Consider the following 22898-nt stretch of genomic DNA (forward strand, 5'->3'; position numbering starts at 1 on the left):
TCTTCTGTCAGGGTCTGCGCGGAGAGTTGCGGCCATCGATATAGCCGCTTTGCGCGGAGGTCAAAGAGTATCGTGAAGTTCGTGAGCTACAACATCCAGTATGGGTTCGGTCAGGATGGACGATTCGACCCTGATCGCATTGCCGGCAGCATCCGCGATGCGGATGTCATCGCCCTTCAGGAGGTGACGCGCGGCTATAGCCGGAACGGCTATGCCGATCTTGTCGAGACCTTTTCCGCGCAGTTTCCCGCCTACTTCGTAGCCTTCGGTCCTGCCTGCGACGTGCTGGTGGATCACTCCGTGATCGACGGCCGGCTGCGCGAGCGACGTTTCCAGTTCGGCAACATGGTGTTGTCGCGCTATCCGATCCTTGCCAGCCGCAACCTGCTTCTGCCGCGCAGCCGCACCTTCGACAAGCTCAATCTGCAGCGGGGTGCGCTCGAGGCCGTCATCGATGCCCCTGATGGGGCGTTGCGCGTCTATTCCGTCCATCTCGACCATGTCTCGCCGGACGAGCGCATTGCGCAGATCGGCTTTCTCAAGGAGCGTGTCTTTGGCTACCTGTCCGAGGGCGGGGCGCTCACAGGTGCGATCGAATTCGCCGTGTCCGATCCGCCGCTGCCGGAGGACTTTCTTGTCATGGGCGATTTCAACATGGAGCCGGAGAGCCCAGAATACATCGCCATGGTCGGGCGAAACGACGCCTATTACGGACGCGCGCCGAGGGCTGGCCTGCCCACGGATGTCGAGGCGCATCTGAAGGCCCGTCCCGAAGGCGGCTATAGCTGGATCAGCGAGGACGGGTCGCGGCGCATGCATCTCGATTACTGCTTTGTCAGTGGTGGTCTCGTTTCCCGGCTCAAGGCCTGCCGGGTGGATGTGTCGGCCCGGGGATCCGACCATTTGCCGGTCTGGGTGGAGCTCTCGGGAGGATGAGCTCCGGGCGGCGGGCGCCCGGAGTATTGCTGGCTATGCTTTGCGATTGCGGCTGGCAAAATCCGTCTGGCCGAGCCGCATTTCGACGAGCGGCACCATCTGCCCGCGCGACTTCGAATAGACGTCGCGCACCCCGATGATGCGGAAGCCGCGGCCTTCCAGCACCCGGCGCGAGGCCGGGTTGTCGGCAAAGGCGCCGCTTGCGATCTCGATGCCGGGCAAACGTCGGAAGAAGCGCTCGAGCACCGCCTCGACCGCTTCGGACATGATGCCCTTGCCCCAATAGAAGCGGTTCAGCCAGTAGCCCAGGTGCCAGAGGCCATGGCGGACCTCCAGCGAGACGACGCCGACATGCACCCCATCCAGGGTGATTGCGAAGTGCCAGTCGGGCTTCAGGCCCGATGTCACCATGTTCAGCCAATCGCGGCCATCGTCTCGATCATAGGGGACAGGCACCCGCGTCAGCATGCGGGCGACGGCGAAATCGCCCAGCGAGTTGGCAATCGCATCCGCATCGTCCATCCGGTGCGGGCGCAGCACCAGGCGGGTCGTCTCGATGACCGGGCAGGGGCCCGGCAGGACCGGCGTTGTCGCCGGTCTTTCGGCCAGCATCGCGCTCATCGCATTTCCCCCCAGCTCTTCAGCGACAGCCAGGTCTTGCGGTCGAGCCTGTACCACTCGACCGGGACCATGCCGCCCATGGCCAGGTTTCCGACCATACCGGTGCCCTGGAATTGGAAGCCGCACTTCTGGATGACGCGGCGCGAGGCGATGTTGGTCACCCGGCAGCGCGCATCGATGCGGCTCACCCATTCGCGGGTACGGAAGGCCATGTCGATCAGCGCATGGGCGGCTTCCGTCGCATAACCCTTGTTCCAGTAGGGTTCCCCCAGCCAGTAGCCCATTTCCAGGATGGTATCGTCGGCCGGATTGGGCTCCAGCGCGCAGCAACCGAGGAATTCGCCATTGTCCGCTTTCGTGATGGCATAGACGCACTTGCCGATCTCGCCGATATTCGTGCGTCGCACGAAGTCGGCCGCGTCTTTTGCCGTGTAGGGATGCGGCATGCGCGCCACCATGGTGGCGATGGCGGCGTTATTGGCGAGATGGGCAAGGGCGTCGATGTCTTCGATGTGGGGTGCGCGCAGGACGAGCCTTTGCGACAACAAGACAGGGCAATCACTCCTCGGCCGATCGGGCCTTGGTTGTTCTTCGGGCGACCGTGATTGGTCATCCCTCAACATCAGACTTTGCATGGTTCAGTCTCCTTCGTTGGACAAGAAAAAAGGGGAGATGGCGCCCCATCTCCCCTTTTTGTCTGAACTGAACCTGGTGCGGCCAGCCGGGTCGATGAGACGCCGGCTGTTTTAGAGCGCTACCGGCTTATTCCGCTGCTTCGGCTTTCGGCATGATCGACACGTATACGCGGCCATTGGCCTTCGTACGGTAGTCCACATTGCCCGCCGTGAGTGCAAAGAGGGTATGGTCCTTGCCCATGCCGACGTTTGCGCCCGGATGCCACTGGGTGCCGCGCTGACGCACGATGATGTTGCCCGGAATGACGACTTCGCCACCGAACTTCTTCACGCCGAGGCGCTTGGAATTGGAATCGCGACCGTTGCGCGAGGAACCGCCAGCTTTTTTGTGTGCCATGGGAGTTCTCCTTTAAACCTTGTAGTTAGACGCGCTTCAGGCAGCGACGATGTCGGTGATGCGCACCACGGTGTGGTGCTGACGATGGCCGCGCGAACGCTTCGAGTTCTGGCGACGACGCTTCTTGAAGGCGATGACCTTCTTGCCGCGGGTCTGCTCGACGACTTCCGCCTTGACCTTGGCGCCGGCCACGAAGGGCGCGCCGATGGTTGCGGTTTCGCCTTCGCCGACGACCAGGATCTCGGTGAATTCGATGGTTGCACCAGCTTCGGCTTCCAGCTTTTCGATGGTCAGCACGTCGTTGGCGTTGACGCGGTACTGCTTACCGCCGGTCTTGATGACTGCGAACATTTTTTATCCTTTCATGTTCGTTCCGGCTCTCCCCTTGCGAGGGGCCGTCTTTTTGCCAGTCGGAGGAGCGGGATCTTTGATCCCGCCGGTTCAGCTTCGCGGATCGCGAAGAACAAAAGACGCAGTTCGCCCACGCTTTAAGTCGAGCGTCGCATACGTGAGGGTGTGCCTGGTGTCAAGGCGAAAGCGGAAAAATGCCTGCAGGCGTATCGAATAGCCTGATCCAGTTATCGGCCATCCGGTCGAGATCCAAGATCATAAATGTCACGGAGGACAGACCCTGGATCATCCGACCGCCATATACATCTCATTTGAATCAGGAGGTCGGCTGGTGGCAGACCTCCTGATTGAAGGATCAAACGGCCTGGTAGGCGGCCAGGATTGCGGCGATCTGTTCGGGGCTGAGATTATTCGACTGGGTGGCTGTGATTGCCTGGAGCTGCGCAGTCGTCATGTTCGAGATCTGGCTCACCGTTAGCCCAGGAATGGCCTGCTGGCTGATGGCCGCAAGGTCATCCGTTGAGAAGGTCCTGAGGTTGTTGGCCCCCAGGGCGGTCAGCTGTGCGGAACTGAGCCCTGCGACCTGTGTCGGTGTCAGGGCTTCAGCCTGTGCCGCCGTCAGGGCGCCAATCTGCGCTACGGTTAGACCGCCAATCGCCCTGGGATCCATGGCCGCCATTTGGGACGTGCTCAGCCAACCCATCCGATCCGTGCCGAGGGTCGCCAGCTGGATGGCGTTCATGGCGCCGACCTGGGCGCTCGTCATTGCACCGAACTGGGTTTGCGTCATCGCTCGCAGCTGGTGGTAGGTGAGGGCCGAGACCTGACCGGTGGTCAGTGCCGAGATCTGCTCAGGCTGCAAGGACGCAAAGATGGTGGGCGACAGGCCGCTGATGGCGCTTGGCGAGAGTGCCGCGATATCGGCAGAGGTCAGGGTTTCCAATGCTGTCTGACTGAAGGCCGCGAGCTGGGTAGCGCTCAAGGCTCCAAACTGTGCCGAGGTCATCGCGTCGATCTGACTTGGGGTCAGGGTGGCGATCTGCGCCGTGCTCAGGCCGGGAATGGCTCTTGCGGACAAGGCGGCGATCTGTGTCGTCGTCAGCGCGGAGATGGTTCCGGCCGATAGAGATGCGATCTGGGTTGCGGTCAACGCGCCGATCTGTGCGGGGGTCATCACCCCGAGCTGATCCGGTCTCAGCGCATTCAGCTGATCGAAGGTCAAGGACCCGACCTGTGCTGCGGTCAGCACGCCGATCTGTTCCTGGCTCAGCGCTGCAATATTGCCGGATGACAGACCCGAGATCGCCGCCGGGGCTATCGCTGCCAGCTCCGCATTCGAGAGTGTTGCAAGCTGGGCCGCAGACAGGGCGCCAATCTGGGTAGCCGTGAGAGCGCCGATCTGTGCCTGGCTCAAGCTCTCGATCTGCGTCGTTGACATGGATGCGATTTGCGATGCCGTCAGACCCGGTATCGTCTTCACGTTCAAGGCGGCAATCTTGTCGCTCGTGAGGGTGACAAGACTGTCGTTGGACAGGGCCGCCACCTGCGCGGCGGTCAGGGCGCCGATCTGCGTTGTCGATAGCAGCGTCACCTGCTGTGGCGTCAATGCGCCGACCTGGCTTGCGCTCAAGGCCCCAAGCTGGCTGGCTGTCATCGCAGCGATCTGATCGGCGCCAAGGGCAGCGATCTGCTGGGACGTCAGGCCGCCAATGCCGGCCGTACCGATTGCCGCGAATTTGGCTGCCGGGAGATTGGAAAGCTGTGTGGGTGTCAGGGCCGCCACCTGGGTGGCGGTCAGGGCGCCCATCTGCGCCATCGTCAAGGCTTCAATCTGGTTGGTCGACAGTGCTGCGATCTGGGTTGTCGACAGGGCTGCCACGGCGGTCGTGCTCAGGGCTGCGATCTGCTCCTGTGACATGATGCCCAGTGCCGCCGTGGTCAGAGCCGCTGCCTGGGTCGCACCCAAGCCCGCGATCTGCTTGGTGCTCAGTGCGTCAACCTGCGTTGCGGTCAGTGCGCCGATCTGCTGAGCGCTCATGGCGCCAAGCTGGGCTGGCGTCAGCGCCGCGACCTGATCGAGGTTCAGGGCTGCAATCGTCTCTGTGTCGAGGCCGCTCAGCGCACTGGTGGTGATTGCGGCGATTTCCGTCGGCTGGAAGGCCAGGATATCCGCGTTGCGCATGACGCTTAGCTGTTCAGCGGTGAGACCGGAGATCTGTATCGCTGTCATCGCTTCAATCTGACTGGATGACAGGGCTGCGATCTGATCCGTGCTCAGGGCCGAAACAGTGCGCGCGGAAAGTCCAGCGATCTGCTCGCGCGACAGGGAGGCAATGTTGCTCGGAGACAAGGAGGCGATCTGGGCTGCCGTGACGGCCTGAAGCTGGGTTGCGCTCAATGAGGCAAGCTGGGTCGGCGTGAAGGCAACGACCTGCTCGTTCGTCATCGCCGCGATCTGCGCGGTCGTCAGTCGGGCGATCTGTTCCAGGCTCAGGCTGTCGATCTTGCTGGCGGAGATGGAGGAGATGGCGCTGGTCGAAATTGCGGCTATCTCGGCCGGCGAGATGGCTGCCAGCTGCACCTCGGACAAGGCGCCAATCTGCGCACCGCTCATTCTTGCAATCTGAGCCGATGTCAGGCCTTCGATCTGGCTGTCATCAAGCGCCTCGATCTGATCCGTCGTCAGGCCGGTGATGGAGGTTGGGGAAATGGCTCCGATCTGGGAGGGCGACCAGGCCTTCACCGCCTGGACTGACAGGGCCGTCAGCTGGGCTGCACTGAACGATGCGATCTGCCCGTTGGTCATGGCTTCCGTCTGGAACCCTGTCAGACCCGCGATCTGCTCAGCTTTCAATGCCCTGATCTGGGTCGTGGTCAGTGCCGCGATCTGATCCGGCGCCAAAGCCGCCATACGTTCAGCCGTCAGGCCGGTGATGCCCTTGGCGCTGATTGCAGCAATCTTTGAGGGCGTTATGGCCGCGACCGTTTCTGCCGGGAGTGCTGCGATCTGGGCGGCACTCAAAGCGGTGATCTGGCCAGTCGAGAGCACGTCCAGCTGGTCGGCCGACATCGCTCCAATCTGATCGACCGTCAGACCCGCCACAGCCCGTACGTTCAGTGCGGCAATCTGCTCCTCGGAGAAGCTGGCAATTGCCTCTTCCGGCATGGCTGCTACCTGCGTGCCGGTCAGGCCCCGAATCTGGGTCGGCGTCAGTCCGGCGATCTGGTCAGGTGTCAAGGCTGCGACCTGGGTCGTCTTCAACGCCGCGATCTGGTTCGTTGTCATCATCCCCAGCTGGGAGAGATTGAGCGATGCGATCTGTGTCGTCGTGAGGCCTGTGACCGCTGCCGGGGTGAAGGCGCCGATCTGGGCCGGTGATAGAGCGGCCAGCTGTGTAGTCGAGAGACTTGAGACCTGGTTCGCCGACATGGCGGTCATCTGTGATGTGCTGAGGCTTTGCAGCTGTTCCGGGCTCATCGCCTGCAGTTGGGCGGCGGTCAGCCCTGCCACTGCTCTCGGCACAAGTGCTGCAATCTGTGTGGTGGTGAAACCGGCGACCGTGGCGGTTGGCAAGGCCGCGATCTGCGTGGCCCCAAGGGCGCGGATCTGGGTGGGGGTGAGGGCGGCCAGCTGGTTCTCGGTGAATGCCGACATCTGTGTGCCGGTCAGCGCCGTCATCTGGGCCGCTGTCAGTGCCGCTGTCTGTTGCGGGCTCATTCCGGCGATCTGGTCTGTCGTCAGACCCGAGATCGCCCGGGCGTTGATGGCTGCGATCTGCGTCGGCGAGAAGCCCGCGACCTGAGCGACAGTCAGAGATCCGAGCTGCCTCGACGTCAATCCCGCCATTTGCGCCGTGGTCAAGGCCGCGACTTTGTCGTTTCCGAGCGATGTGATCTGTGTCGTCGTCAAACCGACGATACCCCGGGCGCTGAAGGATGCGAACTGGGTGGTGGACATCGCGCCCAGCTGATCCGTCGTGAAGGCCGCGACCTGCGTTGCACTCATTGTCTGGAGTTGCGCCGGCGAAAGGGCGGCGGCCTGCTGAGGTGTGAGCCCGGCAATCTGTGCCGGCGTCAAGGCTGTAATCTGCGTGGTCCGGAGCGCTGCGATCTGCGAGGTCGAGAGACCGGCGAGCACCTGGACCGGCATGCTCCTCAGCGCCGCCGTGTTGACGGCCGCGATATCCGGTCCGGAGAATGTTGCCAGATCCTCAGCACTGAAGGCAGCCAGCTGGGTCGCCGTCAGCCGTGCGATCTGACTTGATGTCAGGGCTTCCGACTGGGCGGTATCCAGGCTTCCAAGCTGGGTCGACGTCATTGCCGCGACCTGAGAGGATTGCAGGCTGGAGACATCTTCCGTGGAGAGAGCCGTGATCTGGTCGAGCGTCAGGCCGGTGATGGAGCGTGGGGCGATCGCCCTGATCTGCGACGTCGAAAGACCCGCAATCGCCTCGGTCTGTAGCGCACCCACCTGTGACGATGTCAGGGCGCCAATTTGCGCGCTCGAGAGTTGGCTCACTTCGTCATCGGACCACGAACTGACGGTCTGGTTGGAGAGTGTCCGGATCTGGGCGGGGCTGAGCAGGGAAATCGGCGACGTCATGTCTATCGGCCTCTGGTTTGAAACGGATGTGCTGAAAAGGCGTTGGCCGGTCGGTATCCGGCCGACCGAGACAAAGTGTGTCGATCTTCCCAACGCCTTCCGGCACAAAGTTTTGCCTGGTGGGTCAAGGGAGACCGCCCAGACGACACTTTTCTAGTTCCCAAGCCTTGCCCGAGCCTGTGCTGACACAGCCCCCGGTTGGAGAGCTCAAACGGCCGGAGGTCCGGCGGGGGCGGTCAGAATTGTCTTAGATCAAGGTGAGCCTGGGATCGTCACGCCATGCTTCTGACCATGGTCAGCGTGGTCGGGCCTCTCATGGGTCTCGGACCGCAATCGCCGGTACGTCCTAAAAAGACGATGAGCACGAAGGATAAGGCATGACAGATCCCAAGACGCCCTCGGCGCCCTATGCCCTGCCAGCACAGGAGGTCCTGGCAAACATGGCGACGGATGTTACAGGGCTCCAGACCGACGAGGCAAAGCGCCGTCGGACGGTTTATGGCGGCAACCTGCTCCCCGCAGCTCCAAAGCGCCCTGCCATGCTGCGCTTCCTGTTGCAGTTCCATAATGTACTTATTTATGTGCTGATTGGTGCCGCAGTCGTCACTGGCTTCATGCAGCACTGGATCGACACCGGGGTCATTCTTGCCGTCGTGATTGGCAATGCCGTTGTGGGATATCTGCAAGAGGGGCGTGCCGAAGACGCCATGAGTGCGATCAGGGTCATGCTGGCACCGCATGCGTCGGTGCTCAGAGACGGTCGCCGAACATCCGTCGATGCCGCAGATCTGGTCCCCGGTGACATCGTCTTGGTCGAAGCTGGAGATCGTGTCGCGGCGGATCTCAGAATTCTGGATGCACGAAGCCTGAAGGTGGAAGAAGCGGCTCTAACGGGAGAGTCGGTGCCGGTGGACAAGACAAGTGAAGCGGTCTCCGCGCATTCTGTTCTGGGTGATCGAAGCTCTATGCTGTTCAGCGGCACTCTGGTTGCCACGGGTACGGGCCGTGGCGTGGTCGTCGCCACAGGCACAGCAACCGAAATTGGCAGGATCAGCGGTTTGCTGGATACCGTCGAAACGCTGTCTACGCCCCTCGTTCGGCAGATGGATATCTTCGCCCGCTGGCTGACCCTTTTCATCCTCATCATCGCGGGGTTGCTGCTCGTCTACGGTCTCGTTGTCGGGCATCTGCCGTTTGGTGAACTGTTCATGACCATTGTCGGTCTCTCCGTTGCGGCCATTCCCGAGGGGTTGCCTGCGGTGATGACCATCACGCTCGCTGTCGGCGTCCAGGCCATGGCGGGCCGCAACGCGATCGTGCGGCGTCTGCCTGCGATCGAGACGCTGGGATCGGTGTCCGTGATCTGCACGGACAAGACGGGCACGCTGACGCGCAATGAAATGGTCGTTGCGAGCCTCGTGTCGGCCCGGCATGTCTATGCCGTGGACGGTGAAGGCTACGCACCTCGCGGGGCCGTGCGTTGGAACGATGCAGACGCCAATCCTCAGGACCACGCGGTTCTCATCGAATTTGCCCGGGCCGCCGGGCTCTGCAACGATGCGGTTCTGCACTCGGCGAATGGGGCCTGGCGCGTGGAAGGCGACCCCATGGAAGGGGCCTTGATGGCGCTTGCCGGCAAGATAACCGGCCGTGGGCACGATCCTTTCACAGAGGGATGGCGGCGCGTGGATGCTATTCCGTTCGATGCGGCGCATCGATATATGGCCGTGCTGCATGTGGATGAGCACCATCAGCATCATATCCATGTGAAGGGCGCACCCGAAGCCGTGTTTGGTCTTTGTGCCATGCAGCGCGTGCCCGACGGCACCACAGCCGAGCTGGACATGCCCTATTGGGACCGGATGGTCGAGACGCTGGCGGCGGAGGGCCAACGCGTGCTCGCCGTGGCAGTGGGCTTCCCGCCGATTGGCGAAACAGCGCTTTGCCAGGAGACCATCCCGGGCACTTTGACGCTGGTCGGTCTGGTCGGGCTCATCGATCCGCCGCGCCCGGAAGCCATTCTCGCGGTGGCGGATTGTCATCAGGCAGGCATCCGCGTGAAAATGATCACCGGCGATCATGCCGCAACCGCGCGGGCGATCGGCGGGTTGATCGGTCTGAAGAACACCGAGAAAGTGCTGACGGGAGCGGATCTCGACCGGATGGACGATGCCGCGCTTTCTCTGGCCGCCGCCGAAGTCGATATCTTCGCCAGAACGTCGCCGGCCCACAAGCTCCGTCTGGTGATGGCGCTCCAGTCACGCGGTCTGACCGTGGCGATGACAGGCGACGGCGTGAATGATGCTCCGGCACTCAAGCGTGCAGATGCCGGGATCGCGATGGGCGTGAAGGGCAGCGAGGCGGCCAAGGAAGCGGCCGAACTTGTCCTTGCGGATGACAACTTCGCCTCCATCGCGGCTGCGGTGCGCGAGGGCCGTACTGTCTATGACAACATCAAGAAGGTGATCAGCTGGACCTTGCCGACCAATGCCGGGGAGGCGACGACGATCATCATCGCGCTGTTTGCCGGACTGGCTCTTCCGGTCACCGCCGTCCAGATACTCTGGGTCAACCTGGTCACGGCAATCACCCTTGGACTTGCGCTCGCCTTCGAGCCCTCCGAAGAGGGCACGATGCGACGGCCTCCGCGTCTGCGGAATGAGCCATTGCTGACTGCGGACCTCATCTGGCATGTCTTGCTCGTATCCGCCCTTTTCGCCGCTGCCGTCTTCGGCATCTTCTTCTATGCCCTGGAGAAGGGCCATTCCATCGAGCTTGCCCGCACCATGGCGATGAATACGCTGGTGGTCATGGAGATCTTCCATGTCTTCTTCATCCGCAACATTTATGGCACATCGCTCACATGGCGGGCCGTTCGCGGAACAAAGGTCGTCTGGATCTGCGTGATCTCGGTGACGCTTGCCCAGTTTGCCGTCACCTATCTGCCGATCATGCAGTCCTTGTTCGGCACGCAGAGCGTTCCGCTGCAAGATGGAGTGCTGATTGTCGGACTGGGTGTCGTGTTCTTCGCCTTGGTCGAGGTCGAGAAGCAGATGCGTTTTGCCCTGCGAAAGCGGCTCTGAGCCGCTTGGCTGGGTCTCTCAACGGGTCAAATCCGCGGGGGAGCAGCCTCGCGCAGAAAATGCCGACCGAGGTGGCCGACACCGTCCTGGATATCGGCCTCGATTGCCTTCGACAGGGCCATCGGATCCCTGGCGCGGATCGCATCCATGGCCTCGGCATGGCGGTCGATGCGGTAGCTCTCTTCGAGTTTTGCGGTTGCGAGCCGCATGAAGGGGCCAAGCCGCAACCAGACGGATTCCATCAGGTCGAGAATGACGCCGCTGGCACCGGGCTCGTAGAGGGTGCGGTGAAAGAGAAAGTTGAGTTCGGTCGAGCGCAGCAGATCGTCGGCCGCGTAGGCATCGTCGATCTGACCATCGATGACCTGCAACCGCTCAAGACGCTCGACATCGATGTGTGGCAAGGCCCTGACTGCCGCGAGTGTTTCCAACGCCGTTCGCGCCGCGATGATTTCCTCGAACTTCGAGAGTGTCATTTCGGGTACGCGGACGCGCCGGTTGTCGAGATACTCCAGGGCGCCGTCGGCAACCAGACGGTGAAGGGCTTCTCGAACAGGCATGGCACTGACGCCCAAGTCTTCTGCGACGCCGTTGATGGTGATCGGCAGGCCGGGAGCGACGGCGCCTGACATCACGCGCGCGCGCATCGTGCGGTAAACGCGCTGTTTCAGCGATTCTTCAGCTTTACGCTCGTCGCTTGCCATCGTTCAGCCGACATCTCCCTGTTCAGCTGGAGATCGCAGCCTGGACAATTCTGTCAAAGCGCGTTCACCCTCTTGAAATTTGATCAAACTAACATTTGGTATAGAGGACGACAGCGCAAGGCCTGAAGTGCCTCTTTTCGCGTGCTCTAGGAACATCACATGACCGCCAAGACCATCGGCATTCTCGTCACGGGTCATTCACCCGCCGAACTCACGTCCGAATACGGCAACTATGCCGACATGTTCGCAGCACTTCTCGGCAGCTTCGACTTCGCGTTCAAGCGCTATTTCGTCGTTGACGGCGAGTTTCCGCAGAGCCCCACCGAAGTCGACGGATGGCTTCTGACGGGATCGAAGTTCGGTGTCTATGAAGACCACGAATGGATCCGCAAGCTTGAGGATTTCATCCGCCAGGTGCATGCGGCCAAGGTGCCGATGGTCGGCATCTGTTTCGGCCATCAGGTGATGGCAAAGGCGCTCGGCGGTCATGTCGAGAAGTTCAAGGGCGGCTGGTCCGCCGGACCCGTGACCTACAAGCGCTCGGACACGGGCGAAGAGCAGGTGCTGCTCGCCTGGCATCAGGACCAGGTGATCTCTGTGCCCGAGGGAGCCGAAGTCGTCGGCAAGACCGACACCTGCGAGAATGCCGTCATCCGTTACGGTGACTGGGGTCTTTCCTATCAGCCGCATCCGGAATTTTCGCCGCGCTTCTTCGAGGGTCTGGCCGAGGCCCGCAAGGCGGCTATCCCCGAGACCCTGTTCGAGAAGGTGAAGAAGGTCGACGTACCGATCGCGACCGACCGCATCGCTCAGGAAATCGGCGAGTTTCTCGGACGCGACCGCTGATCTTGGTCAGGCGCTCCGTCCAGCGTCCCAGCTTTCCTTGATGAAGGCTTCGAAGAAATCCGAGAAGGTCGCGACCCTCAGCGGCAGCTGCTCATAGGGCGGATAGTAGAGGGTGAGCCAGATTTCCGGCGTGCTCCAGTCGGGGAGCACCTCAACCAATCGGCCTGCACGCAAGTCCTCCTCGACGATGAAATGCGGCAGAAGGGCAATACCCTCGCCTGCGGTGGCGAGCTTACAGAGGAAGTCGCCGTTGTTGATCGAGAAACGGCCCTTGGCTTCGATGGTTCTGGTCTGCCCGGGCCGGCTCAGCACCCAGGTCTCCGTTTTCAGCTGATCGTTATAGCTCAGGCATTCGAGCCCGCTCAGGTCCTCGGGCATAACAGGCATGCCATGGCGGGCGATGAAGGCGGGCGAGGCGACCAGCAGCCGGGGCACGGGGCGGATCTTGCGCCAGATCGTCGACTTGTCGGTCGGCGGGCCGGAAATGCGGATCGCGAGGTCGTAGTTCTCCTGAACGATATCGATGAAGCGGTCGGAGAGTTCGATCGCCACGCTGGTGCGCGGATGGATGATCGCAAACTGCGACAGGACGGTCGGCAGGACCTTCATGCCGAGCGACATCGGGGCCGAGACCCGCAGCGAACCGGCGGTCACCTTCTGCAGGTCGCGGGTTTCTTCCGTGGCGCGGGCAAGGCCCTCGACCAGCGGTGCGACGCGGGCGGCATAGGCGGCGCCCGCCGAGGTGAGCGAGACCTTGCGCGTGGTGCGCAGCAGAAGCTGGACGCCGAGCTGTTCCTCCAGGCTAGATACCGTTCGGGTGACCGAGGCGGGCGTCATGCCGAGCAGGCGGGCGGCGGCGCTGAAGCTGCTTTGGTCCGCGACCGTCAGGAAGGTTCTGATCGCCTCAAGTTCGCCCATCGGATTATTGCTCCCAGTGAAATAATATCCGCAATATTACAACTGTTCACAACAGAAAAGCCATGGCCCATATTCCGTTCAACAGAACAAGACCGGCGCCAGTGCCGGGAAAGGATCAAAGCCATGATTACCCAGATCAAAGGCCTGCATCACGTTACCTCCATGGCCGCGGATGCCCAGGAAAACAACGACTTCTTCACCAAGACGCTCGGTCTGCGCCGGGTCAAGAAGACCGTCAACTTCGACGCTCCCGATGTCTATCACCTCTATTATGGCGACGAAGTCGGCAATGCGGGTTCGGTCATGACCTATTTCCCCTTTGCCAATATGGGCAAGGGTGGTCGCGGTGCCGGCGAAGTGTCGGAGACCGTGTTCTCCGTGCCGAAGGGCACGCTCGGCTTCTGGCAGGAACGCCTGTCGAAGGAAGGTGTGAAGGAGCTTGGCTCCTATTCGCTCTTCGGTGAAGACCGCCTGCGCTTTGCCGGTCCGGATGGCGATGGCTTTGCCCTTGCGGAAGTCGATGGCGACAGCCGCGTGCCGTTTGCCGGTGGTCCGGTCGGTGTTTCCGAAGGCATTCATGGCTTCCGGGGCGTGACCATGCGGCTGCGCGACGAAGGCGCCACGGGTGAACTCCTGAAGTTCATGGGTTATCAGCCGGTCGACAAACAGGGTGACTTCGTTCGCTACGCAGTCCCCGGCGGAAATGGCGCCGATTATATCGACCTCGAAGTCCTGCCGGGTGCATCGCGTGCCCAGCAGGGTGCCGGATCGGTCCATCACGTGGCCTTTGCCGTCGAAGACCGGGCCGCCCAGCTCGAAGTGCGCAAGGCACTGCTCGACACGGGTTACCAGGTTACGCCTGTCATCGACCGTGATTACTTCTGGGCGATCTATTTCCGCACGCCGGGTGGCGTGCTGTTTGAAATCGCCACCAACGAACCGGGCTTCAACCGCGACGAAGACACCGCACATCTCGGTGAGGCGCTGAAGCTGCCGACCCGTTACCAGCAGTATCGCTCGCAGATCGAAGCCCATCTGACCCCGATCAAGGACTGAACGCACAGCGAGGATGGCGCCTGAACTCTCAGGCACCGTCCCTGTTGCGGAGGAAAGCATCATGGCAATCGAAAGCTACATCCATCATCACCAGGCACCGCAGGGTGCCGCACCGCTGGTCTTCACCTTCCATGGGACCGGAGGCGACGAACATCAGTTTCCGGGTCTTGTGAGACAGGTTTTGCCCGAGGCGGGAATCGTCTCGCCGCGCGGAGATGTTTCGGAATACGGGGCAGCCCGTTTCTTCAAGCGTACCGGCGAAGGCGTCTACGACATGGCCGATCTCGCCGAGCGCACGGCGAAGATGGCGGCATTCATCCGCGCTCACAAGGCGCAGAACCCGGATCGCCCGATCTATGGGCTCGGTTATTCGAACGGTGCCAACATTCTGGCCTCCGTCCTTTTCGAGGCACCCGATCTCTTTGACCGCGTGGTCCTGATGCATCCGCTGATCCCCTTCGATCCGCCGGCACAGCCGGGGCTTGGATCGCTCTCCGCGCTGCTCACGGCTGGTCAACGCGACCCGATCTGCCCGCTGCCGCTCACCGAGCGTCTGATCTCCTATTTCGAAGCGCAGGGGGCATCGGTCGAGACCTTCCTGCATGAGGGCGGGCATGAGGTGTCGCAAGGCGAGGTCGATGCGATCGCGGCCTTCCTGCAGAAGGCCTGAGATCAGGCTCATCCACTTGAGAAGGCCCGAGGCAGCGCTTCGGGCCTTTTGCGTTTCGGGGTTCTCAGCCGATCCGGATGAGGGCCTTGATCAGGCCGGACTTTTCGCGCGCCCAGTGCGGCAGGTCTTCCGCTAGATCGTCTAGCGTCGTGCGATGGGTGATCAGCTGGTCGATCGGCACCAGACCGTCCGCAATCGACTTGCGGACATGATCGAAATCCACACGGGTGGCGTTGCGGCTGCCGATCAGCATCATCTCGCGCTTGTGGAACTCCGGATCGGAGAAGGTGATGTCTTCCTTCACGACGCTGACCAGCACGAGGCTTCCGCCATGGGCGACAAAGCGGAAGGCGCGTTCCATCGAGGCACGGTAGCCGGTGGCATCGAAGACCACATCGAAGCCGTCGCCCCCGGTCAATTTCTCGACCGCCGCGTCCAGGCGATCATCGGCGAGCAGACCCGATGTAAAGCCGAGGCGGTCCGAGGCCATGGAGAGGCGTTCCGAACTGGTATCGAGCAGCGTCACCTCGTGGCCGGCGATCCGCGCGAAAATCGCCGTGCCGAGCCCGATGGGCCCTGCCCCGATGACCAGTGCTCTTGAACCTGCAGGCGCCAGAGATCGGCGCACGGCATGCGCACCGATCGCGAGGAATTCGACGGTCGCAGCCGCTTCGGGTGACAAGTCGTCCGCCGGATAGAGATTGCCAGCGGGAACGGTGATTTCCTCGCACATGGCGCCATCAGTATGCACGCCCAGCACCCGGATATGGGTGCAGCAGTTCGGCTTGTCCTTGCGGCAGGCGATGCAGGTACCGCAGGCGATGTAGGGATTGACGATGACCTTCGTGCCGACGGCAAGATCTACGCCTTCGCCGGCTTCGCGGACGACTGCCGAGATCTCGTGGCCCATGACTCGCGGGTATTCGAGGAAGGGGTGCTTGCCTTCGAAGATATGGTAGTCGGTCCCGCAGATCCCGACATGGCTGATGACGATGCGGGCTTCGCCCTGTCTGGGTCTGGGTGCGGGATCGCGCTCGACGATCTCCAACCGGCCCGGTTCAACACACAATGCGGCCTTCATGCCTATTCCTTTCGGTGACCCGGCAAGGTTTTGAAAAAAAAGGGGATGCCATTCGCGGCATCCCCACCTTGGGAAAAATCAGCGGCTGCCGCGGCGGCGAAGCTGGTCGAAATAGACGATCAGGATGATCAGGGCACCGGTGATGATGCGCTGCCAGAAGGAGTTGACGTTCATCAGGTTGGCGCCGTTGTTGATCGTCGCCAGAATGAAGGCGCCGAGCAGCGGGCCCTGGACCGAGCCGACGGCGCCGAAGAGGCTGGTGCCGCCGATGACAGAGGAGGCAATCGCCTGCAGTTCCCAGCCTTCCGCCTGGGTCGCATTGCCGATCCCGATGCGCGAGGCGAGCAGGATGCCGACGAAGGCAGCACAGGTCGAGGACAGGATATAGGCCATGTAGATGGTGCGGTTGACGTTGACGCCGGACAGACGGGCCGCTTCGCTGTTGGAGCCGACCGCAAAGAGATAGCGGCCCCAGCGGCTCAGGTGCAGGAAGATATAGGCGGGAACAGCGACCACGATGACCATCCAGAAGAGGCTGGGGACGCCGAGGAAGTCGGCACGGGCGAAATTGGTGAAGGCCTCGTTGGAGATCGAGATCGTCGAGCCATTGGTGATCAGGAGGCCGATGCCGCGCAGCGAGGTGAGTGTCGCGAGCGTGATGATGAAGGGCGGCAGGCCCATACGGACGATGCCGAAGGCGTGGAACATGCCGATAGCGACACCCATCAGCAGCGTCAGGATGATGGCGAGCCAGACCGGAACGCCGGCTGCGAGCAGCCAGGCGATGATGACGCTGGCAAAGCCGACCACGGCACCGACCGAAAGATCGATGCCGGCGGTGATGATGACGAAGGTCTGGCCGACGGCGAGGATTGCCGTCATCGAGCCCTGACGCAGCAGGTTGCTGATGTTGTTGGGCGTCCAGAAGCTGTTGGTGGCGAAACCAAGCAGCAGCCAGAGGAAGAGCAAGAGGCCGAGCAGCGTGAGGCTGAAGAGGATGCTCATGCCCCTCTTCGGCGCGACCTTGGTCTCGGTGGTGTCGGTGCTCATTGGTGTCCTCCCAGTCGTCTTTTCATGTCGTTTGTTCTTGAGGGCATCTCGTCTCAGACGCCGATTGCCTCGGTCAGCACATCTTCATGCGAGGCCGTCCGGTAATCGTGGCTCGCCACCAGTCTGCCCTGGCGGAAGACATGCAGACGGTCCGACAGTTCGTAGACCTCGGGCAGATAGGACGAGATCAGGATGATGCCTGCGCCTTGCTTCAGGAGCTCGGCAAAGAGGCGGTAGATTTCCGCCTTCGTGCCGACATCGACGCCGACGGTCGGTTCGTCGAAGATGAAGAGGCGCGCGCCATGGCTCAGCCACTTGCCGATGACGATCTTCTGCTGGTTGCCGCCGGACATGGCGGAGGCCAGCACGGCACGCGTCGGCGTCTTGATCTTCAGGTCGTTGATCTGCTTGTCGGCGTTTCCGGCTTCGAGCTTCGGGCTGATCGTCAGGCCCCGGCTCAAGCGGCCGAAAACCGGCAGGTTGATGTTGAGGCCGATCGGCAGGTTGAGGCAGAGACCCTGGTCGCGGCGGCTTTCGGGGGCGAGCGCAATGCCGAGATCCATGGCCTTGCGTTCGGTGTCGATGACGACCTTCTTGCCGTCCCAAAACACATCGCCTGCGCTGCATTTGTGGCGACCGTAAAGGCCGAGCGCGAATTCGCTGCGGCCGGCACCAATCAGGCCATAGAGGCCGACGATTTCGCCCGAGCGGACTGTGAGCGATACATCCGAGAAGCCCGGGCCGGACAGGCCCTTCGTCTCCAGGATGGTCGCGCCGATCGGCAGCTTTTCCTTGTGGTAGATCTGCTCGATCGAGCGGTTGATCATCAGCGAGATCAGCTCGGCATCGTTGGTTTCGCCGATCAGGCGCGTGCCAACATGCGTCCCGTCGCGCAGGACCGAGACGCGGTCGGCGAGTTCGAAGACCTCTTCCATGCGGTGGCTGATGTAGACGATGGTCACGCCTTCCGACTGCAGGCGGCGGATGAGGCGGAAGAGCTGGGCGGATTCCTGACGCGTCAGATAGGCGGTCGGTTCGTCGAAGATTATGAAACGGATACCGCGCATCGCGGCTTTGGCGGTGGCGATCAACTGCTGTTGACCGATCGTCAGGTTGCCGAGGATCTCGCCGGCGGGAAGATTGAAGCCGAGGTCGTCGAGGACGTTTTGCGCAGCCTGCGTCATGGCGCGCTGGCGCATGATGCCGCCTGATGACATCTCGTCGCCGAGGAACATGTTGGCAGCGGCGGAGAGATGCGAGCAGAGAACGACTTCCTGGTGTACGGCATTGATGCCGCGACTGATCGCCTCGTTCGGGGTGGCGAGTGCGACCGGCTTGCCGCACCAGCGGATTTCGCCCGAAGTGCGTGGAATGACACCGGTCAGGAGCTTGATGAGCGTGGATTTGCCGGCACCGTTTTCGCCGACGATGGCGTGAATTTCTCCGGCGAGGAAGGTGATGGTCGCAGGCTTCAGGGCCTCGACGGCGCCATACTTCTTCTGCAGGCCGACGAGCTCGAGGATCGGCGTTCCCGGCGGGATGTGATCGGTCTCCAGCAGTTCCGGCGCTTCATCGTGCCGGTGGCTCACATCGTGCAGCGAAGTCATGTCGTTCCTCCCAAATCACAGCGAAAGCGGCCGACGCCTCCCGCGTCTACCGTTTCCGGTCCGGCACGCGCGACGGATGCCGCGCGTGCCGAAGTCTCGATCAGTTGACCTTCGGGTTCAGAAGGGCGTCGATCTTCGGGTCCGCCATGTTGGCCTGGGTCACCAGGTTTGCACCGGTGTCGACGAAGGTTTCGACCTTCTCGCCCTTGGAGACGGCGAGTGCTGTCTTCACGCCGTCATAGCCCATGCGATACGGATCCTGGACGACGAGGCCGGCGAGAACGCCTTCCTTGAGGAAGCCGACGGTCTTTTCATCCGAGTCGAAGCCGATGACCTTGATCTTGTCGCCGAGCTTGTTTTCGGCGATCGCCTGGCCAACGCCCTGCGCCATGATCAGGTTCGAGGCGAAGACGCCAACAATGTTCGGGTTGGCAGTGATCAGGTCGGTCATCATGTTCAGACCGGTCGTCGCCTGGCCATCGGCGAAGCGGTCGACCGTCACCTTGATGCCCGGATACTTCGTCTTGATCTGGTCGAGGAAGCCCTCGCGGCGTTGATCGAGCGAGCCGACGCCGGGCAGGCTGGTGATGATGGCGACTTCGCCTTCTTCCTTGCCAGTCGCTGCCTTGATCGCTGCGACGAGACCGTCAGCGGCGATGCGGCCGCCCTGGACGTTGTCGGTGGTCAAGAAGGACGTGAAGGCCTGGGAGTCTGCGCCGGAGTCGATGCCGATGATCGGAACGGACTTTGCGGCTTCATCGATCGGCTTGCCGAGTGCCTTGAACTCGGTCGGCGAGATGACGACGGCGGCCGGCTTGCCGGCGACGGCGTTCTCAAGAATGCTGATCTGGCCGTTGATGTCGGACTCGGACTGAGCGCCCAGTTCCGGCACGTTCACGCCGAGGTCCTTGCCGGCCTGGCGGGCGCCGGCGAGCACGATCTGCCAGTAGAAGGACGTGGTGTCCTTGACGATGATCGGAATGGTCACGTCCTGGGCGAAGGAAGCGGCCGGCATCATCGACGTCATCATTGCAGCGCCTGCGATCCCCATGAGGGCGCGGCGAGTCATGCTCTTCAGAATGGTCATTGTGGGTTCTCCTCTCAACGCGTCCTGTTCCTCCGGTGAGATCGGCCCGCAGAACGCAACCAGGTCGATCTTTATCGATAAAAAACATTTTATCGAGGCACGCTACTCCAGCATCCTGGAGATTGCAAGCGGACAAAAGCGGTCTCCTCCAAACCCCTTTCGCCCTTGTTTTCAGGGCATTCCGGACCTTTTCAGACCCGGTGAACCTCTTCCGGATAAACGACGCCCTTCTTCAGGATGACGTTGCCGTAAATCCGCAATTCCGTGGTTGCGACGATATAGGCGGCTGTCTGCGCCCGCTCGTAAAAGGCAAAGCGTTCCAGACTTTCGAGCTGGAAGTCGCCAGCCAGCCTTGTGATCACCCCCTGGAACTCGGCGCAGATTTCCGGGACCGCATGCGGGTCGCCGACGACCTGCATCCGCCAGGCCGCATCGTCGACGAACTGGTCGAGCGGCATATGGGCCAGGATCGCCTCAAGGATCTCGACGGCGCCGACCCCGTCTGCCCGGATCACTGGCGGACCCATGGTCGATGCCGGAAAATTGCCGTCGGCAATGACGATATCGTCGCCGTGGCCCATGGTGGCGATGGCGTGCAGGAGGTCGGGTCCGAGCAGGGGATGAATGCCTTTCAGCATGGTGTGCTCCTATTCCCGGACCGCGTCATCGCCGAGCGGCGGTGCGACCAGTGTATGGGCGTCGAAGGGCGCAAAGGCAGAGGCTGGCAGCTCTTCTGTTGTCAGCGCCATGTTGCGGTCGAGGCTTTCCGGTTTTGCCGTACCGATGATGACGGAGGCGACCGCCTGGTGGTGCAGCGGGAATTGCAGGGCAAACTGAGCCAGCGGCTTGCCGGCCTGCTTCGCGAGCCCCTCCATGGCGCGCACCTTGGCAAGCACCTCGTCTGTCGCCCGCGTGTAGTCGAAATGCGCGCCCGGAACGGCGCCCGTCGCCAGGATGCCGGAGTTGAAAACGCCGCCGGCGGTGATCGATGTGCCCCGCTTCTCGCAGAGCGGAAGCAGCTCTTCGACGGCGGAGCGGTCAAGCAGGGAATAGCGGCCGGCCATCAGGATGACGTCGATGTGTATGTCGGCCATCATCTCCATGCAGGCCGGCACCTCGTTGACACCGAGACCGAAGGCCTTGATGGCGCCCGATGATTTAAGCTGGTCGAGCGCCTTGTAGCCACCGTCGCGCAGCTGCTTCACATAGCGATCATTGACCGCGCGGCCATGGGTATAGACGCCGATGTCGTGGACATAGAGGATGTCGATGCGGTTCAGGCCGAGGCGCGCATAGCTGAAATCGACCGAACGCATGATGCCGTCATAGCTGTAATCATAGACCAGCTTGAAGGGCAGCGGATCGACAAAGCCGACATTCGGGATCTGATCCTTCGGCACGGGTGCCAGCAGGCGCCCGACCTTGGTGGAGAGCACATAGCTGTCTTCCGGCTTGTCGCGCAGGAAGTCGCCGACATAACGTTCCGCCTGACCGAAGCCGTAATGCGGGGCCGTGTCGAAATAGCGGATGCCGTGATCCCAGGCCGCCTGCAGCGTGGCGATCCCGACATCGCGGGGGCAGGGCCGGTAGAGTCCGCCGAGCGGGGCCGTTCCGAAGGAGTATTCGGTCACTTCCAGGGCGGTCTTGCCGATGCGTCTCGTCTTCATGCTGATATCCGGATCCCTGTTGTCGCGGTCAGAGCGTGGCGCCGAGGTGCCACGGCACGAATTCGTTGTCGCCGTAGCCGAAGAGTTCGCTCTTGGTCTTCTTGCCTGAGGCGGTCTCGATGATCAGATCGAAGATGTCGCGGCCAAGCCCGGAGACGCTGGCATCCCCCGTGGCGATCACGCCGCAGTCGATGTCCATGTCCTCTTCCATCGACTTGTAGAGCGCGGTGTTGCTGGTCAGCTTGATGGAGGGCACCGGGCGTGAGCCGAAGCAGGAGCCGCGACCGGTGGTGAAGGCAATCACGTTGGCGCCACCTGCCACCTGTCCCGTTGCCGAGACGGGGTCGTAGCCGGGGGTGTCCATGAAAACGAGACCGTGTTCGGTGACGCGTTCGGCGTAATTGTAGACGGCGGTCAGCGGCGAGCGCCCGCCCTTGGCGACGGCACCGAGCGACTTTTCCAGAATGGTCGTCAGGCCACCCTTCTTGTTGCCGGGCGAGGGATTGTTGTCGAGGGATGCGCCATGCTGGGCGACATAGGCCTCCCACCAGGAGATCAGCCCGTCGAGCTTCACGGCGACGTCCTCGTTGACGGCACGGCTGCGCAGGAGATGTTCGGCGCCGTAGATCTCCGAGGTCTCGGAGAGGATGGCCGTGCCACCGGCACCAGCCAGGATATCGACGGCGACGCCGAGTGCCGGATTGGCGGTGATGCCGGAAAGGCCATCCGAACCGCCGCATTGCAAGCCGACGATGATCTCGCTGACGGAGATCGGTTCGCGGCGCATCGTGCCGACTTCGGCTGCGATCTCCTTGAGGATCGCAAGGGCGTTTTCGACCGCGCGGCGTGAGCCGCCGGCATCCTGGATGTTGAAGTGGCGCTTGGAGGCGCCGGCGCCGCTCTGGCCATACAGGGTCAGCTGATTGACTTCGCAGCCCAGACCGACCATCAGCACGCCGCCGAAATTCACGTGTCTTGTGTAGCCGGCTATCGTTCTGTGCAGCGTGCGCATGCCGTCGCCGGTCGAGCTCATGCCGCAGCCCTGGTCGTGGACGATCGGCACGAAGCCGTCGATGCCCTCGTAATTGGGCAGGATCGTGCGGTTGGCGGCATCGGCGATGGCGCGACAGACGGTGGTGGAACAGTTCACACTGGCGATGATGCCGATGTAGTTGCGGGTGGCCGCACGCCCGTCGGCGCGACGATAGCCCATGAAGGTGCGGCCCTTGTCTGCGGCCGTTGCGGCTTCGGGCTGGGCAAGTCCGCTGACCGAGAGGCGGTCTTCATCAAAGGCAAGATTGTGGGAATGGACGTGGTCGCCAGCCGCAATGTCCGTCGTGGCGCGACCGATCGCCTGGGCATATTTCACGACCGGTTCGCCCTTGCGGATCGCGCGCACCGCCACCTTGTGGCCGGGGTCGATCTTTGCCGCTGCAGCCGCACCGCCGGGCAGAACGTGCCCGGCTTCGATCGCAACAGTGGTCACGGCAACATTGTCGTCCTGCGAAAGCAGGATGCAGGCTGGTTTCGACACCCGATGTTTCTCCCATGCGTCCGGTGGCACCGGATCCTGTGTTTTGTCTTTT

Annotated in this window: 19 protein-coding genes; 5 read left to right on the forward strand and 14 right to left on the reverse strand. The window is 62.2% G+C overall.

Going from position 1 to position 22898, the window contains the following annotated elements; translation table 11 throughout:
- The first annotated feature begins 72 nt into the window (after nucleotides 1–72).
- Nucleotides 73–936 carry an endonuclease/exonuclease/phosphatase family protein gene (locus tag AC1PUL_RS19380; protein ID WP_480465657.1) on the forward strand — a complete coding sequence of 288 codons (864 nt, stop codon included), beginning with the start codon at nucleotides 73–75 and terminating at the stop codon, nucleotides 934–936.
- A gap of 33 nt (nucleotides 937–969) precedes the next feature.
- On the opposite strand, the gene AC1PUL_RS19385 is transcribed toward AC1PUL_RS19380, so the two are convergent.
- The 5 genes from AC1PUL_RS19385 to AC1PUL_RS19405 form a co-directional block, all read right to left on the reverse strand.
- Entirely contained in the window at nucleotides 970–1557 is a 588-nt protein-coding gene (locus AC1PUL_RS19385; protein WP_480465658.1) for a GNAT family N-acetyltransferase, read from the reverse strand.
- Complete coding sequence (locus tag AC1PUL_RS19390; RefSeq protein WP_480465659.1) at nucleotides 1554–2192, reverse strand: GNAT family N-acetyltransferase; 639 nt, start codon at nucleotides 2190–2192, stop codon at nucleotides 1554–1556. The genes AC1PUL_RS19385 and AC1PUL_RS19390 overlap by 4 nt, the downstream gene beginning before the upstream one ends.
- Nucleotides 2193–2319: 127 nt before the next feature.
- On the reverse strand, nucleotides 2320–2589 hold the full coding sequence (rpmA, locus tag AC1PUL_RS19395; RefSeq protein WP_102021090.1) for a 50S ribosomal protein L27: 270 nt from the start codon (nucleotides 2587–2589) through the stop codon (nucleotides 2320–2322).
- A gap of 36 nt (nucleotides 2590–2625) precedes the next feature.
- The gene (gene rplU, locus AC1PUL_RS19400) at nucleotides 2626–2940 is read right to left on the reverse strand and encodes a 50S ribosomal protein L21 (protein ID WP_185809110.1); all 315 of its coding nucleotides are present in this window, start codon (nucleotides 2938–2940) and stop codon (nucleotides 2626–2628) included.
- Between the two features lie 355 nt (nucleotides 2941–3295).
- Complete coding sequence (locus AC1PUL_RS19405) at nucleotides 3296–7543, reverse strand: beta strand repeat-containing protein (protein WP_480465660.1); 4248 nt, start codon at nucleotides 7541–7543, stop codon at nucleotides 3296–3298.
- 377 nt (nucleotides 7544–7920) lie between these two features.
- Here AC1PUL_RS19405 and AC1PUL_RS19410 point away from each other — a divergent pair, with 377 nt between their 5' ends.
- Nucleotides 7921–10626 (forward strand): cation-transporting P-type ATPase, encoded by a 2706-nt coding sequence (locus AC1PUL_RS19410; protein ID WP_480465661.1) that lies wholly within the window; start codon nucleotides 7921–7923, stop codon nucleotides 10624–10626.
- A gap of 26 nt (nucleotides 10627–10652) precedes the next feature.
- On the opposite strand, the gene AC1PUL_RS19415 is transcribed toward AC1PUL_RS19410, so the two are convergent.
- Nucleotides 10653–11330, reverse strand: a complete 678-nt coding sequence (locus AC1PUL_RS19415; protein WP_480465662.1) for a GntR family transcriptional regulator — start codon at nucleotides 11328–11330, stop codon at nucleotides 10653–10655.
- A gap of 159 nt (nucleotides 11331–11489) precedes the next feature.
- Here AC1PUL_RS19415 and AC1PUL_RS19420 point away from each other — a divergent pair, with 159 nt between their 5' ends.
- Entirely contained in the window at nucleotides 11490–12176 is a 687-nt protein-coding gene (locus tag AC1PUL_RS19420) for a type 1 glutamine amidotransferase (protein WP_480465663.1), read from the forward strand.
- 6 nt (nucleotides 12177–12182) lie between these two features.
- Here AC1PUL_RS19420 and AC1PUL_RS19425 read toward each other — a convergent pair whose 3' ends face one another.
- Nucleotides 12183–13094, reverse strand: a complete 912-nt coding sequence (locus tag AC1PUL_RS19425) for a LysR family transcriptional regulator (RefSeq protein ID WP_480465664.1) — start codon at nucleotides 13092–13094, stop codon at nucleotides 12183–12185.
- Between the two features lie 123 nt (nucleotides 13095–13217).
- On the opposite strand from AC1PUL_RS19425, the gene AC1PUL_RS19430 reads away from it, so the two are divergent.
- Entirely contained in the window at nucleotides 13218–14150 is a 933-nt protein-coding gene (locus AC1PUL_RS19430) for a ring-cleaving dioxygenase (RefSeq protein WP_298460987.1), read from the forward strand.
- 61 nt (nucleotides 14151–14211) lie between these two features.
- Complete coding sequence (locus tag AC1PUL_RS19435) at nucleotides 14212–14820, forward strand: alpha/beta hydrolase (RefSeq protein WP_480465665.1); 609 nt, start codon at nucleotides 14212–14214, stop codon at nucleotides 14818–14820.
- Nucleotides 14821–14884: 64 nt separating this feature from the next.
- Here AC1PUL_RS19435 and AC1PUL_RS19440 read toward each other — a convergent pair whose 3' ends face one another.
- The 7 genes from AC1PUL_RS19440 to AC1PUL_RS19470 all read right to left on the reverse strand — a co-directional run bounded on the left by AC1PUL_RS19440 (nucleotide 14885) and on the right by AC1PUL_RS19470 (nucleotide 22846).
- Nucleotides 14885–15901, reverse strand: a complete 1017-nt coding sequence (locus AC1PUL_RS19440) for a zinc-binding alcohol dehydrogenase family protein (RefSeq protein WP_480465666.1) — start codon at nucleotides 15899–15901, stop codon at nucleotides 14885–14887.
- A gap of 78 nt (nucleotides 15902–15979) precedes the next feature.
- On the reverse strand, nucleotides 15980–16951 hold the full coding sequence (locus tag AC1PUL_RS19445) for an ABC transporter permease (protein WP_480465667.1): 972 nt from the start codon (nucleotides 16949–16951) through the stop codon (nucleotides 15980–15982).
- A gap of 53 nt (nucleotides 16952–17004) precedes the next feature.
- On the reverse strand, nucleotides 17005–18558 hold the full coding sequence (locus AC1PUL_RS19450; RefSeq protein WP_480465668.1) for a sugar ABC transporter ATP-binding protein: 1554 nt from the start codon (nucleotides 18556–18558) through the stop codon (nucleotides 17005–17007).
- Between the two features lie 100 nt (nucleotides 18559–18658).
- Nucleotides 18659–19645 carry a substrate-binding domain-containing protein gene (locus AC1PUL_RS19455; protein WP_480465669.1) on the reverse strand — a complete coding sequence of 329 codons (987 nt, stop codon included), beginning with the start codon at nucleotides 19643–19645 and terminating at the stop codon, nucleotides 18659–18661.
- Between the two features lie 191 nt (nucleotides 19646–19836).
- Entirely contained in the window at nucleotides 19837–20283 is a 447-nt protein-coding gene (locus AC1PUL_RS19460; protein WP_480465670.1) for an RbsD/FucU family protein, read from the reverse strand.
- A 9-nt stretch (nucleotides 20284–20292) separates the two neighbouring features.
- Complete coding sequence (locus AC1PUL_RS19465) at nucleotides 20293–21312, reverse strand: aldo/keto reductase (protein ID WP_480465671.1); 1020 nt, start codon at nucleotides 21310–21312, stop codon at nucleotides 20293–20295.
- 28 nt (nucleotides 21313–21340) lie between these two features.
- The gene (locus tag AC1PUL_RS19470) at nucleotides 21341–22846 is read right to left on the reverse strand and encodes a UxaA family hydrolase (protein ID WP_480465672.1); all 1506 of its coding nucleotides are present in this window, start codon (nucleotides 22844–22846) and stop codon (nucleotides 21341–21343) included.
- Between the last annotated feature and the right edge of the window lie 52 nt (nucleotides 22847–22898).

It is taken from the genome of Rhizobium sp. P43 (genome assembly GCF_056730705.1).